This is a genomic window from Terriglobus sp. ADX1, from assembly GCF_036877645.1.
Lineage (GTDB): Bacteria > Acidobacteriota > Terriglobia > Terriglobales > Acidobacteriaceae > Terriglobus.
The window spans coordinates 1-13,808 of record NZ_JAEDXV010000038.1 but is presented as its reverse complement, the minus strand read 5'-3'; the positions used below and the strand labels follow the sequence as shown (position 1 = coordinate 13,808).

At 53.6% G+C, this 13,808-nt stretch carries 10 protein-coding genes, 1 tRNA gene and 2 pseudogenes; 3 read left to right on the top strand and 10 right to left on the bottom strand.

What is annotated here, in order from left to right; translation table 11 throughout:
* Window positions 1-2: 2 nt before the first annotated feature.
* Window positions 3-1,454: an N-acyl-D-amino-acid deacylase family protein gene (locus tag JAO32_RS18075; protein ID WP_334242985.1), complete on the bottom strand. Its 1,452-nt coding sequence runs from the start codon at window positions 1,452-1,454 to the stop codon at window positions 3-5.
* An 84-nt stretch (window positions 1,455-1,538) separates the two neighbouring features.
* Between JAO32_RS18075 and JAO32_RS18070 the strand changes: the two genes are divergently transcribed.
* Window positions 1,539-2,795 (top strand): amino acid deaminase, encoded by a 1,257-nt coding sequence (locus tag JAO32_RS18070; protein WP_334242983.1) that lies wholly within the window; start codon window positions 1,539-1,541, stop codon window positions 2,793-2,795.
* 45 nt (window positions 2,796-2,840) lie between these two features.
* Here the strand turns inward: JAO32_RS18070 and kdpC are convergent, their stop codons facing one another.
* The 7 genes from kdpC to JAO32_RS18040 all read right to left on the bottom strand — a co-directional run bounded on the left by kdpC (window position 2,841) and on the right by JAO32_RS18040 (window position 10,783).
* Window positions 2,841-3,410: a potassium-transporting ATPase subunit KdpC gene (kdpC, locus tag JAO32_RS18065; protein ID WP_334242982.1), complete on the bottom strand. Its 570-nt coding sequence runs from the start codon at window positions 3,408-3,410 to the stop codon at window positions 2,841-2,843.
* Between the two features lie 23 nt (window positions 3,411-3,433).
* The gene (gene kdpB / locus JAO32_RS18060) at window positions 3,434-5,476 is read right to left on the bottom strand and encodes a potassium-transporting ATPase subunit KdpB (protein ID WP_334242980.1); all 2,043 of its coding nucleotides are present in this window, start codon (window positions 5,474-5,476) and stop codon (window positions 3,434-3,436) included.
* A gap of 19 nt (window positions 5,477-5,495) precedes the next feature.
* Window positions 5,496-7,259 carry a potassium-transporting ATPase subunit KdpA gene (gene kdpA / locus JAO32_RS18055; protein WP_334242978.1) on the bottom strand — a complete coding sequence of 588 codons (1,764 nt, stop codon included), beginning with the start codon at window positions 7,257-7,259 and terminating at the stop codon, window positions 5,496-5,498.
* Window positions 7,260-7,261: 2 nt separating this feature from the next.
* Entirely contained in the window at window positions 7,262-7,348 is an 87-nt protein-coding gene (kdpF, locus tag JAO32_RS20115; protein WP_084214599.1) for a K(+)-transporting ATPase subunit F, read from the bottom strand.
* Between the two features lie 106 nt (window positions 7,349-7,454).
* Window positions 7,455-8,864 (bottom strand): outer membrane beta-barrel protein, encoded by a 1,410-nt coding sequence (locus tag JAO32_RS18050; RefSeq protein WP_334242976.1) that lies wholly within the window; start codon window positions 8,862-8,864, stop codon window positions 7,455-7,457.
* An 84-nt stretch (window positions 8,865-8,948) separates the two neighbouring features.
* Window positions 8,949-9,644 carry a response regulator transcription factor gene (locus JAO32_RS18045; protein WP_334242974.1) on the bottom strand — a complete coding sequence of 232 codons (696 nt, stop codon included), beginning with the start codon at window positions 9,642-9,644 and terminating at the stop codon, window positions 8,949-8,951.
* Window positions 9,641-10,783 carry a universal stress protein gene (locus tag JAO32_RS18040; RefSeq protein ID WP_334242972.1) on the bottom strand — a complete coding sequence of 381 codons (1,143 nt, stop codon included), beginning with the start codon at window positions 10,781-10,783 and terminating at the stop codon, window positions 9,641-9,643. Before JAO32_RS18040 ends, JAO32_RS18045 begins: the two co-directional genes overlap by 4 nt.
* Before the next feature lie 35 nt (window positions 10,784-10,818).
* Here JAO32_RS18040 and JAO32_RS18035 point away from each other — a divergent pair, with 35 nt between their 5' ends.
* Entirely contained in the window at window positions 10,819-12,243 is a 1,425-nt protein-coding gene (locus JAO32_RS18035) for a sensor histidine kinase (RefSeq protein WP_334243026.1), read from the top strand.
* A 170-nt stretch (window positions 12,244-12,413) separates the two neighbouring features.
* A tRNA-Val gene (locus tag JAO32_RS18030) sits at window positions 12,414-12,488 on the top strand.
* 534 nt (window positions 12,489-13,022) lie between these two features.
* Here the strand turns inward: JAO32_RS18030 and JAO32_RS20110 are convergent.
* Window positions 13,023-13,235: pseudogene (locus JAO32_RS20110) on the bottom strand (hypothetical protein); the annotation flags it as partial.
* A 141-nt stretch (window positions 13,236-13,376) separates the two neighbouring features.
* Window positions 13,377-13,790: pseudogene (locus JAO32_RS20105) on the bottom strand (serine hydrolase); the annotation flags it as partial.
* Window positions 13,791-13,808 lie beyond the last annotated feature (18 nt).

Genomic DNA, 13,808 nt, shown 5'->3' with positions numbered 1-13,808 from the left:
ATTCATGCTGCATGTGATTGCCGCGGTAGGAACTTGCCCCCGCGTTGTGTTGTCACTGTTCCGTTGGTGATGGAAGCTGTTCCGTTTACCCACACATGACGAATACCGATGCTGGGCTGTGTTGAATCTGTCCATGTTGCCGCGTCGCGCACAGTTTCAGGATCAAAGAGAACAAGATCCGCTGCAAATCCTTCACGAATCAAGCCGCGATCACGCAGTCCAAGTGTCTGTGCCGAGAGTCCGGTCATCTTATGAACAGCAGTGGGAAGATCGAAGAGTTGTTCCTCGCGGCTGTAGTATCCGAGGACTCGTGGGAACGTTCCCCACAAACGTGGATGCGGACGCGGATCATGCGGAAGGCCATCGCTGCCCACCATAACTGCAGGATGACGCAGAACACGTTTTACATCATCTGGCGACATGTTGTGGTAGATCGCACCTGCAGGCATCAATGCTTTCGCAACTTCCAGTTGTGTCTTGTTCCACTTTGCTGCTATATCTGCAAGCGTTTTACCGGAAACCTCTGGATGCGGCTCGCTCCAGGTGATGCGAATCTCAATGCGCTCGTCCACTTGGCGAAGATCAAGCATGCTGCTGCTGGCGGTGTATGGGTAGCAGTCGCAATGCACCGTTTGCTTTGCGCGCGCCTTATCCAGCAGTGCAAGAACATCGGTGGTGCGACCCCAGTTGTCAGGGCCTGCGCATTTCAAATGTGAGATCAATACAGGCACCGGTCGCGATGCGCGACCTACAGCGAAGCTTTCTTCCATTGCATCCAGGATGGCAGCGGTCTCGCTACGCATATGTGTCGCGTACATGGCGCCTGCATTACTGAGTGGCTCGGCCACGCCAAGCACTTCTTCCAGCGTCGCAGAATATGCTGAGAGATAGGCAAGACCTGTGCTCAGTCCAAGGGCGCCATGTTCAAGTGCGTCCTGCAGTTGTGCACGCATCGCGCTGATTTCGTTGCTTGTAGCCGTTCGGTCCAGCCGGTCAAGATGATTTGCACGTAATGTTGTGTGACCAACCAATGCCATGACATTTACGGATGGGTTGGCCTCATTGACCGCATGAATGTAATCCGCGAAGCTGCGATATTGCATCATCGCCGGTTTTCCAAGTAGCTCCATCGGATCGGGCAAGGGGTTCGCCGGTAGCACAGGCGATGGGCTGATGCCACAATTACCAACGACCACCGTAGTGACGCCCTGTGTCAGCTTCGGCAGCATGGATGGCGTTTCGACGACGCTGGTGTCGTCGTGGGTATGTGTGTCAATGAACCCCGGTGACAGCACGAGTCCTTTTGCGTCGACCGTGTTGTTCGCGCTCCATGTACTGTCTGCGTCGACGCTTGCGATGCGCCCGCCATGTACGGCGACGGCGCTTTCACGAGCGGCTGCACCACTGCCATCGATCAGGAGTGCGCCGCGAATCAGCAGATCACATTCGGGCATGGTGGCCTCTGCTGGTCTGGATTTGGTCGTCGGCGATATGCTCAAAGTTAGTCACAGATAAAGCATCGCAAATGTGGAGGCAGCTTGGCCAGCGAACAGATTTTCCCCAAGGGGTTTAGCGGTTTGAGAACCGTGGAAGAGATTGAGGCAGTGGGGGCGCGCAGATGGAATGTGCTACGCGAGGATTTGAGCCTGCCTGCCGCAGTTCTGGTGAAGCCGCGGGTAGAGCACAATCTTCGTTGGATGGCGGAATTTGTGCAGAAATACGGCGTATTTCTGGCACCGCATGGCAAAACGACCATGGCAGCCAAGCTGTTCGCGCGTCAGATGGACGCGGGAGCATGGGGCATTACGTTGGCGACTGTGCAGCAGTGCGCAGTCGCTCATGCTCACGGAGTGCGTCGCATCCTGATGGCAAATGAGCTGGTGGGGCGTGCGAATTTCGAACTGGTGAGTGACATTATTGCCGGTGGAACGACCTTTTATACGTTGGTGGACTCCGTCGATCTGGTTCACCAGCTGGGGGCGTTCTTTCAGAGGAAAGGACAGCAGCTTCGCGTATTGGTGGAGTTGGGTGTTCATGGTGGTCGAACCGGTACTCGAACGGACGAGCAGACACAGGCAGTAGTGGATGCCATTGCGCAGTGGAGTGAGAGCCTTCTACTTTGTGGTGTTGAGGTCTACGAAGGTGTCTTGAAAGATGAGCCAGGCATCCGGGAATATCTTGGCCGGGCCGTCGACACCGTGAAGCAATTGCAGAAGCAGGGAGCCTTTGCGCAGGGTGAGCGAGTGATCCTGAGCGGTGCAGGTTCCGCGTGGTATGACGTGGTGGCGGATGTCTTTGCGCCCGTGCGCGACGTGGTGGATGTCGTTTTGCGACCCGGATGCTACCTGACTTCAGACGCAGGTATTTATCGTGTTGCGCAGCAGGAGATCGGGCAGCGAAACAGCGTCGCGAAAGAAGTGGACAAACAGCGCGGTGCAACTCTGCAATCTGCGCTCGAAGTATGGGCCTATGTGCAGTCTGTACCGGAGCCGGGACTTGCCATTGTTGGCATGGGAAAGCGCGATGTTGCGTTTGACTCGGGACTTCCTGTAGCCGTCTGGCATTTCCGTCCCGGTGTTCATCAGAAACCAGTACGCGCTTCTTCAGCGTGGGAGACGACTAAGCTGATGGATCAGCACGCGTATCTTCAAATCCCGCAGGATGCTGACATTAAGGTGGGAGACATGCTGGGGTTTGAGATATCGCACCCATGTCTGACGTTTGACAAGTGGCGCTATGTCGCTATGGTGGATGAGAACTATAACGTGTTGGAAGCCGTGCCAACTTATTTCTGATCTTGTTGAGGGCCGCTGAAGACAGCGGCCTTCAACTTTAAGGCGCTATTGCTGAACGGCATTTGCTGGAATCTGTGAAAGAGCCAGATTCAATGCAAGAACATTGACTCGTGGTTCGCCCAGAATACCAAGCTGTCGCGGTTGAATCTGTCGTGCGATCAGTGCGTTGATAGTGTCCTGCGAAACGTGGTGTTGTTGTGCAATGCGCGAAGCTTGGTAATACGCGGCCGCTGGAGTGATATCGGGGTCCAGGCCGGATCCCGATGCTGTCACTAAATCCACCGGAACGGGATAGCCCGCAGACTCTGTTTTCACGCTGGCGGCGACTCGGTCCGTCAACGACTTATTGGTAGGTCCATAGTTCGATCCCGAGGACGAGGTTGCATCGTAGCCTGTACCAGCGGCAGAGGGACGACTATGAAAGTATCCATCGCCAGTGAAGGGCTGTCCGATGATGGCTGAGCCGATGGTTTCGCCATTCTTAGTAATCATTTGTCCATTAGCCTTGCTTCTCATGGTGAGTTGAGCAATAACCGTGATGGCCAGGGGATAGACAATGCCGAGAAGAAATGCCGTAACCACAGTGTAGATACATGCGATACGAATGAGTTTCATGAGAGGGTTCCAGTCTCTGGCGACTACGCCAGGTGCAGGGCAACGATGACCATGTCCAGCAGCTTGATTCCAATGAACGGAACGATAATTCCACCCAGGCCGTAGACGATAAGATTGCGCTGAAGCAGGGCTGCGGCTGACATGGGACGATACTTCACGCCGCGCAAGGCTAACGGAATCAGGCCGACAATAACCAGAGCGTTGAAGATGACAGCCGATAGAACAGCCGATTCCGCATTGTGCAGATGCATAATGTTGAGCGCATTCAATACAGGGAAGACGCCAGCAAACATTGCCGGAATGATTGCGAAGTATTTTGCGACGTCGTTCGAGATGGAGAATGTCGTGAGCGCGCCACGTGTCATGAGTAACTGCTTTCCAATTGCGACAATCTCGATAAGCTTCGTCGGGTTGGAATCCAGATCGACCATGTTGCCAGCTTCTTTAGCAGCCTGGGTACCGCTGTTCATGGCGACACCTACATCTGCCTGAGCAAGTGCTGGCGCATCGTTCGTCCCATCACCGGTCATTGCGACGAGCTTGCCTTCCGATTGCTCGCGCTTGATCAGGTCCATCTTGTCTTTTGGCTTTGCTTCTGCGAGGAAGTCATCGACACCCGCTTCGCGCGCGATCGCAGCCGCAGTGAGAGGATTGTCGCCCGTGATCATGATGGTGCGGATACCCATGGCCCTTAGTTGATCAAAGCGTTCCTTCATGCCGCCTTTGACGATATCTTTCAGATGAATCACACCGAGCGCGCGTCCGTTTTCAGCTACGACGAGTGGCGTTCCTCCCTTTCGCGCGATTTCCTCGACCGCAATGCGAACAGCTTCCGGCATGGAGGAATTGTGATCGGAAAGGTAGCGAGCAATCGCATCTACCGCTCCCTTGCGAATGGAGCGACCTTCTACTTCGATGCCGCTCATGCGCGTCGTAGCAGAGAAAGGAACGAACTCAGCGTGAAGCTCACCTAACTCACGTCCGCGAAGGTTGTACTGCTCTTTTGCAAGTACAACGATGGAGCGTCCTTCCGGAGTCTCATCGGAGAGGGAAGAGAGTTGCGATGCATCAGCAAGTTGTTCTGCTGTTACGCCGGGCGCCGGCACGAACTCGGATGCTTGCCGGTTGCCGATGGTGATAGTACCAGTCTTATCCAGCAATAGCGTGTTCACATCACCGGCTGCTTCCACTGCACGGCCTGAAGTTGCCAGTACGTTGTGTTGTACCAGACGGTCCATGCCAGCAATGCCAATCGCCGAAAGCAGACCACCGATGGTTGTAGGGATGAGGCAGACCAGAAGAGAGATAAGGACAAAGGCTGTCTGCGGCGCGCTGGAATAGATGGCAAATGGTTGCAGAGTTACGACTGCGAGCAGGAATGTGATGGTGAGTCCTGCAAGCAAAATGTTCAATGCAATTTCATTCGGTGTCTTCTGACGTTCCGCACCTTCTACGAGCGCAATCATGCGATCAAGGAATGTTTCGCCGGGATTGGATGTAATGCGGATGGTGAGAATGTCTGACAGAACGCGTGTGCCACCCGTGACCGCAGAGCGGTCTCCGCCTGCTTCTCGAATCACAGGTGCAGATTCACCGGTGATTGCTGATTCATCGACTGAGGCAGCGCCTTCCGTGACTTCACCATCACCAGGGATCATCTGCCCTGCCGAAACTCGGACGACGTCGCCTGCGCGCAGATGAGAACTGGGGACTTCTTCGAGTGTGCCGGATTTCGAAACCCGATGAGCTGTAGTTTCTGACTTGGCCTGGCGCAATGCGTCCGCTTGTGCTTTGCCCCGGCCTTCTGCCATTGCTTCTGCAAAGTTGGCGAACAAAACGGTGAACCACAGCCAGAGCGTGATCTGCAGATTGAAGCGGAAGTGCCCGTCATGTGTGGACATGCTGACGATGAGCAGGACGCTGGTGAGAACGCTGCCAAGTTCTACAACGAACATGACCGGGTTTTTCATCATCACACGCGGATGAAGTTTTGCAATCGCATCCCATGCCGCACGACGCATAATGTGCGGATCGAACAAGGAGCGGCGTTTTGCTTGACTAGACATACTCGTATCTCTTTCTCAGCTAGAAGAGTTGGCCGGCACGCATCAACAGGTGTTCCAGGATGGGGCCAAGCGAAAGGACAGGGAAGAAGGTGAGTGCACCCACGATCAGAATCACGCCGATAAGCAGAATGGTGAACAGTGGTGTGGTCACCGGAAACGTTCCTGAAGATGCGGGGACGATTTTCTTGTTCGCAAGATTTCCAGCGATAGCCAACATGGGAATGATCATCATGAAGCGGCCGAAGAACATTGCGATGCCGAGCGTGTAGTTGTACCAGTGGGTATTGGCACTCAAGCCTGCAAAGGCTGATCCGTTGTTACCCGTTGCGGATGCGTAGGCGTAAAGAATTTCGCTGAGACCATGAGGGCCGTGATTGGCAAGACTGCTCAAGCCAAGATTCGGCATCAAGACGGAGACGGCGGCAAATCCAAGAATGAGCAGCGGAAAGATCAGCAGATATAGCATGGCCATCTGCACATCGAACGCTTCAATCTTCTTCCCAAGATACTCGGGTGTTCTGCCGACCATTAGTCCTGCGATGAAGACCGCAAGAACAACGAACACCAACATGCCATAGAGACCTGCGCCCACACCGCCAAAGACAACTTCACCCAGCAGGATGTTTGTCATCGGAATCAAACCGCCGAGCGGCGTGAAGCTGTCATGCATGCCGTTGACGGCACCACAACTTGCATCCGTCGTTACAGTTGCAAAGAGAGCGGAGTTCGTGATGCCGAAGCGAACCTCTTTGCCCTCCATGTTGCCACCGGATTGCAGTTGGGAAACCTTGGCATCGACATTGTGAATCAGCGGATTGCCCTGTGACTCAGCCCAATAACTGGTAAAGGTTCCGGCGAACCACAGGACCGTCATTGCGCCCAGGATGGCCCATCCATGTTTGGGAGCTTTGACCATCTGGCCCAACGTAACGCAGAGTCCTGCTGGTAGCAAAAAGATTGCCAGCATCTCCAGAAAGTTAGAAATAGGTGTGGGGTTTTCAAACGGATGCGCACTGTTCGCATTGAAGAAGCCACCACCATTTGTGCCGAGCATCTTGATCGCTTCCTGCGAAGCGACTGGCCCCTGCGCAATGCTCTGTGTTGTTACTGTGGATGTCTTACCATCGCTTCCGGTGACCGTTTGTGATTCGACAAGCTTCACCGTGTCATACGGCTTCAGGTTCTGAATCACACCTTGCGATACGAGCGTAAGCGATAGAACAATGGAAATAGGAAGCAGGATCCACAAAGTGCCGCGCGTGAGATCAAACCAGAAGTTCCCAATAGTCTTGCTCTCCTTGCGCGCAATGCCACGAACGAAAGCCATGGCAAGTGCAAGACCAACGGCAGCAGACCAAAAGTTATGTGTGGCCAGTGCGAGCATCTGCGTGAGATAGCTCATGGTTGTTTCTGGTGTATAGGATTGCCAGTTGGTATTGGTTGTGAATGAAATCGCAGTGTTCCAGGCGAGAGAAGACTCAACTCCGTGCAGATGTTGCGGGTTCCATGGAAGACCCCCCTGCACTCTCTGGATAACGTAGGTGAGCAGTAAGGTTGCGGCGCTGAAGACCAGCATGGCAAGGCCATACTTCGTCCAGTGCATCTCCTCTTCTGGGTTGATCCCTGAGACCCGGTAAAGGATGCGTTCGCACGGTGCCAGGATGGGATCGAGAAACGTCTTACGACGTTCAAAGACTGCCGTCATGTAACTGCCCACTGGCTTTGCAAGTAAAAGGACAGCTGCGATAAAAAGTGTGATTTGGAGCCAGCCGTTCAGACTCATGACTAGAACTTCTCCGGGCGAAGTAAAGCGTAGACGAGGTAGACCATCAGCAAAGCTGACAGCGTGAGCAGAACCACATTGAGAATCATGAGCGTGTTCCTTTAAGGCGGTTACAGCCGTTCATATATGCCACGGCAAGACTGAAGACGAATGTGAGTGAAACAACTGCAATGAGATCGAGCATCAAAAGCCTCCTTACCAACTTCCTTGCTTTGTACCCCACCAATACATCAGGCCCAATGTTGCGGTCGTCTGTGCTTGGAGTAGGGAGCCCTCGGTGTCGCTGAGGAAATAGCGTTGATTGGACCAGTCACGGCGATATTCTGCACGCGCAAGAAAACCAGGAGCGAAGGTATGGTCCAGCGAGACGGTTGCCTCTTTGAGCGCTTGCGTGGTGCCGCTGAATAGCCCTCCGCGATCGTCGAAGTACTCAGTGCGTGCGCCAAGGTTCCAAGCATGTGGCAACGCATACTTCGCAGTGAGACTACCGATCACTACGTGTCCCGGCTTTTGTTCTTGAACGGTACGGTTTAAGACGTAGTCTGCTTCACCAATGAGAGTCAGCTTGGGTGTTGCCCTCCAAGAGGCATAGGTATCGAAGATGTGTTCGCGGCCGTTGGGCGCGGGAGAGATGTTTTCTGTTGGCAACCCCGGTTGCATCGGAACGGTAGAAGTAGAGGCGTTGGTTGTTGGGAGTACATCGCGTGCCTCCTGCCCAAAGTAGTAGTTCACGTTCCACGTAAGTGAGGACGCCGGGTGCAAAGTGAAGAGAAAACCTTGTGACTTGAAACCGTTAAAGTCTTCTGTTCCGTTCGCTCCGTTCACCAGCCAATAGGTGAAAGTAAGTTTTGGATTGAAGGTATAACTGGCGCGCATGCCCATGTGATAGAAGGGCAGATAATTGAAGCTATAGGCACGCGAATAGAGGATTTGATCCTTGCTGTAATTTCCCTCATTGCCCAAAGAGCTTGCGAACTTTCCAAAGTCCAGTTGCAGCCCTGTTCCGATGGGGGCCAGATAGGATCCGTAGCCTTGGAAAAGATTGCGCCACACTTGTGGGCGTTGCTCATTGGCAGAGGAACCTTGCAAGGTTTCAGTTGCTTGACCGAACTGAAGATCAATGCGGCCCCCAAGCCGGCTTTCCGGTATGGGGAGATGCTCCACTACAAGATTCACTTGATTCAGGTTGAAGCTGTTGCTTGTGACGTCATAGGCGCGTAACAGATTAACGCGGCCCACGGGTGCGTTGAAGTTATAACCGTAGTAGCCATCGACACCAAAGCTAAGCGTTGTGCCACGGAAGAAGGAAAGATTGGGGAGGTCGGCTGCGGTGACTGATGCAGTTTCGGGGGCTGCACTCGGTGGCGTCACCGGGATCGTGGCTGATACAACTGACGTGCTCGACGCGGTAGTCGGATGATTTTCCGCCTCTAACTGCTCCAGGCGATCAGAGATAACCTTGAGTTGTTGCCGCAGACTGCGTAGCTCTGCTTCGCGACTGCTCTGTGTTGTGACATCTGATGTTGTGATCGACGTTTGTGCTGAGAGCGCGGTCGCCGATGCAAGAAGCATCGAATACACAAGTTCTTTCGCGTGGGACTTCATACCTGCCTCTTTGTCTATTGAAGGCGAGGGAGACGTAGAAAGTCCGTAGGGAAGTCGTAAAGAAGTTGTAAAACTGTTTGAGAACTAATCGGGTGCGGTCGTGCCTTCGGCCACTAGTCGGTAACCAATCCATGGCTCACTTTGGATGTAGCGTATCCCTGAACCACGATCCAGTTTCTTTCTTAACTGGCCAATCAAAACGCGAATGTACTCCGGTTGCGATTCTCCTGCCGGACCCCAGATATGTCGGAGCAGAGTTTTGTGAGTCATTACGCGGCCGGCATTTTGTAGGAGGACGACCAGCAGCTCGAATTCTTTAGGTGTGAGATGAAGCTCGGTTCCTTTCAGTGTGACTCGATGCGCTGCAAGATCCACTTCAAAATCGCCTTCGTGCAAAGCGTTCTCTGTAGGCGAGGGCGGAGCATTACGTCTGAGTAATGCCCGGACGCGAGCTAGCAGTTCATTCATGCTGAAGGGTTTGGTGAGATAGTCATCCGCTCCTTCATCCAGCGCCTTTACTTTCATGGCGTCGCTGTCGCGCACACTTAGAACCAGGATGGGCGTTGTGGCTACGCGCCGAACAGCCTGTGTCAATTCCAGGCCGCTCATCTCTGGCATGGATAGATCCGTGATGATGAGATCCGGTGCGTGTGCCTCGAACTTTTCAAAAGCTTCTAATCCATTGTTCGCAGTTTCAACGAGGTATCCGCTGCTTTGGAGCGAGGTGCGGAGGATCAGAATGATTTGTCGTTCGTCATCCACTACGAGAATTCGTTTCATTGTGCCTCTCGCGTGACGATGTGAAGATCAACGTTAGGAGCTTCTGCCATAAATTTCTGCAATGCGTAGTAGTAAAGGTAAGACCGCAAACCGTGTGTTGCCGAACGACCGACGATGACTTGCGTGATCCGTTGATCTCGAATGTATGCACCAGTGACCTTCGCCGTGTCTCCGGAGGGTAGGCTTATGACTTGTGCACCGAGGTGACGCGCGAAAGAAAGGCTGCTTTCGAGCATGCGTTGCCGTTCCTCTTCTGCGTCTCCGTCATCAATGACATGAAGCACATAAAATTCTGCGTCAAGGGCATCAGCTAGGCGTGCTCCACGGGCGATGAGATCACGCGCTTGCGGACCAGCACTGACGCAGACCGCAACCTTTTCCGCCACCAGCCAATGCGATCCAAGCTTCTTCCGTTTGACGTACTCGTCCAGCGTGCGATCCACTGCGCGCGTAACGCGTTGCAGTGCCATCTCGCGAAGCGCTATCAGATTTCCACGCCGGAAGAAGTTCGCAAGTGATCGCTCTACGCGGTCCTGCGGGTAGATGTCGCCACGCCGCATACGCGTGACGAGGGCTTCTGGCGTCACATCGCTGATGACAATTTCATCGGCACGGTCCAATACCCAGTCCGGTACCTGCTCGCGAACGACGACACCGGTGAGCGCCTGCACGCGGGGTGTCAAGCTTTCCACGTGCTGAATGTTTACGGTCGATAGAACATCAATTTTGTTCTCTAACAAGAAAAGAACATCTTCATATCGCTTGGCGAAGCGACTGCCTTCAATGTTCGTGTGCGCCAGTTCATCGACCAGAACGACTTGGGGAAGCCTGGCAAGAATGGCGTCGACATCCATTTCGCCAAATACGGTGCCTTTGTATTCCACTAGACGACGAGGAATTTGTTCCAGCTTGTCCGTTAGCTCTGCAGTACCGGCACGGCCGTGTGTTTCCACGATGCCAATCACGACATCTTCGCCGCGGCTGCGTCTTCGGATTCCTTCGCTCAACATGCTGAACGTTTTGCCAACACCGGGCGCATAGCCAAGGAAAACTTTGAAGCGGCCACGTTCCTTCTCTGTCTCGCTGGAATGGAGCCAGTCTTCGGGAGACTTCCTTCCGGGTTCATCCGTTTCAGGCACGCTGTACAATTCCCCGCATGAACTCACGACGCTTGGTGACGATAACATACTGGCTATCGACGTTTGGCGCTCTGGCGGCAATTCTACTCATATACGGCTTATGGCTGCATGTAAATCCGACCACAGTGGCGCTCACGCTGGTGCTGTATGTGCTGATTGTGGCGGCCCAATTTGGGCTGCGCTATGCCGTCGTCGCGTCAGTGGTTGCAACCGCCTGCTATAACTTTTTCTTCCTTCCACCGGTTGGAACGTTTACCATCGCCGACCCTCAAAACTGGCTGACGCTGCTTACATTCCTTGCCACCAGTGTCATTGGGAGTCGACTTTCGCAGGCCGCAAGAGACGAAGCAGATCAGGCAAGAGCAAGCCAGCGTGAACTGGAAGTTCTGTTCTCACTCAGCCGCGAATTTCTCAGAACGGACAAGCTTGCTGATATCACAGAGGCACTTCCGTCGCTCATCAACATCGCCGCGCGGGCCCAAGGCTCTACGCTCTACCTGTTGGATGGAGACCGCGTATTTCAAGCGGGAGAGCAGCAGATTTCAGGGATTGAGATTTCGCATTTTCGACAACTTGCATTGAGTTTGTCTGAACCGGAAGTGCTGTCTGATGGAACCGTACATGTTCCCATACGCGCCGGTGTTCGACCGCGTGGCCTTCTTGAAATGGTAGGACTGAAGCTTTCGCAAGAAACCTTGAGAGCGATTGGAGGACTGGCTGCTATCGCACTGGATCGCGTTCAGGCACTGGAAGAGATTGCGCGCAGTGAAGCCAACAAAGAAAGTGAGCGCCTGCGCAATCTGATTCTTGACTCGATCACACACGAATTGAGAACGCCACTGACTTCCATCAAAGGCGCAGCCGGAACTTTGTTAATGGGTTCTGTGGGTGCAGAAGATCAGGGATCATTGCTGCGAATCATTGATGAAGAAGCTGACAGGATTAATCAGTTGGTTGGCCAGGCTGTAGAGATGGCTCAACTCGAAGCGAAAGAAGTACACATGGATTTCCAACCCGTCGATTTAAAAGACATCGTGGCTGAGGCAAAGGAGAACAGCGCGTGGGTATGGGGTACCCACCCCGTCGAGATATCCATTCCTCCATTGCCGAAGGTGGATGCAGATCCGAACATGATCGCGAAGGTCTTGTGCAATCTACTGGAGAATGCTGCGAAGTATTCGGAGCCTCAATCTCCCATACGCATTTCAGCGGAACAAAAAGGCGGAATGATCGTAGCAGCGGTTGCGGATCGTGGTATCGGCATCGATCCGCTGGAACAGGACCTCGTCTTTGACCGTCTGTACCGCTCACGCGAACACAGTCAAAAGAAGCCCGGCACAGGCATGGGACTTCCAATCAGTCGCGCCATCATCGAATCGCATCAAGGAAGTCTCACTGTCACGAGCCAGCGAGGCTACGGATCAGTGTTCAGCTTCACTCTTCCGATTCATAAAAACTGAACGCGAGAGACGGAGAATCCAATATCAGCTTGGTTAACACCAGCACCGGGCGCTCCAGGAACGGATGAGAGTGTGGTATAAAGTTAATATCCCAGTCCGGGTTGTATCCGGAACTACTCTCTCTATCTTCTTGTTCTAGAAACAGTTATGAGGAGGGGAGAGTCAAGATCGGGCGCATAACTCAGCGGTAGAGTGCCACCTTCACACGGTGGAAGTCGTAGGTTCGAATCCTGCTGTGCCCACCATTAAAACAACAACTTACAGACACAGCTTTCAAAAAGTTTGTGGCATTTTGCGGCAAATATGAGATCGACGTTTTTTTGGCGTCTCTATGCGGCTGCTTTTTCCTCTCCTTTTATCAGTATCTGATAAACCGATCCAATCATCTGTTGAACGCTCTCAGGCAGTGGCTGCATGTACTCGTTCGCAGTGGTGTTCGGGCGCGCATGACGCATGCGCTTGAATGTCTTTCACCGATCCGATCTTCTGAGCCTGCGTCGCCATCGTGCGGCGCAAGATCTGAAAGTTCAATTTCTCGATCCCGAGCCGTGGCGTCACTCGTTTCAGCCACTCCACAACTGGTTTTGCCGCCGCATGTGTGCACAAGCCGCAACCATCAGGAATCACGACTGTGTCGGATCTCGCCCCTGTGTGAATCATCGTGGAGTGGGACAAGTCGCATTGCCCGTTTCTGAAGCGAAAGGTCTAGTCGACAGGCCAATGAGGACCGTCTCCTAGGGAACGATACTTGCATTGTCTGAATCAGGCAGGAGCGTGTTCTCCACACTTGCGCGGATCTGGGGCGGAGAGCCATCAAGATTCGCGTTGATTAGCAAATGCCCTGAAGCGGTCGTGACCAGATACGCAGCCAAATCTCGACTGCCGACGTAGTACACGTTATCCGCGATTCGAAATGGCGTTACCGGAGTCGTCCATTCAGCATTTACTTCATTCTTCTCAGCAGCAGAAGGCCCGTTGAGTGCCACCGACATGACGTGCGGTCCCGAAGATGAATAGTTTGGACGCGCCACGGCTTGCTGGAAGTATCCGGCAGAGACTCGGGCCGTGCCGTGATGCTGCGAATTGTTGATGGCTTGATACACCGACCGTTCGAACGCACGGAAAGCGTGAATAGCACCATCGTCGTAGAACGGGAGCACCTGCATCATCATCACGCCACCGATGTGTTTTGCGGGATCGATCCAAAACTCAGAGTTGTAAACTCCTGCCCAGCTCACGCTGCCTGCACTTCTGTATTCTGCATATCGCGCCTCTCCAGACGCTATCTGAAATCCAAGGCCAAACTTGTCGTGACCTGCTCCGATTGGGAACGAATTTGAGATTGACGGATCGGCTCCAGGCTGTACCTCTACGGTCGCCGTTCCAATGTTGTTCTGTTCCATTAGGTTCACTGTCGCTTGGCGCAGAATTCTCTTTGTCCCAAACGTTCCACCATTGAGAAGCATCCTCATGAAAATTCCATAGTCCTGAGCTGTGGAATAGAGTCCACCGTCGCCAAGAAACGGAGGCGTCGGCGTGGATGGGATGGCGTGGTGGCGTACCAG

Bases quoted from the DNA above. Each gene is read 5' to 3' on its own strand.
- JAO32_RS18075 (WP_334242985.1), bottom strand. From the start codon at position 1,454: ATGCCCGAATGTGATCTGCTGATTCGCGGCGCACTCCTGATCGATGGC.
- kdpC (WP_334242982.1), bottom strand. From the start codon at position 3,410: ATGAAACTCATTCGTATCGCATGTATCTACACTGTGGTTACGGCATTT.
- kdpB (WP_334242980.1), bottom strand. From the start codon at position 5,476: ATGTCTAGTCAAGCAAAACGCCGCTCCTTGTTCGATCCGCACATTATG.
- kdpA (WP_334242978.1), bottom strand. From the start codon at position 7,259: ATGAGTCTGAACGGCTGGCTCCAAATCACACTTTTTATCGCAGCTGTC.
- kdpF (WP_084214599.1), bottom strand. From the start codon at position 7,348: ATGATTCTCAATGTGGTTCTGCTCACGCTGTCAGCTTTGCTGATGGTC.
- JAO32_RS18050 (WP_334242976.1), bottom strand. From the start codon at position 8,864: ATGAAGTCCCACGCGAAAGAACTTGTGTATTCGATGCTTCTTGCATCG.
- JAO32_RS18045 (WP_334242974.1), bottom strand. From the start codon at position 9,644: ATGAAACGAATTCTCGTAGTGGATGACGAACGACAAATCATTCTGATC.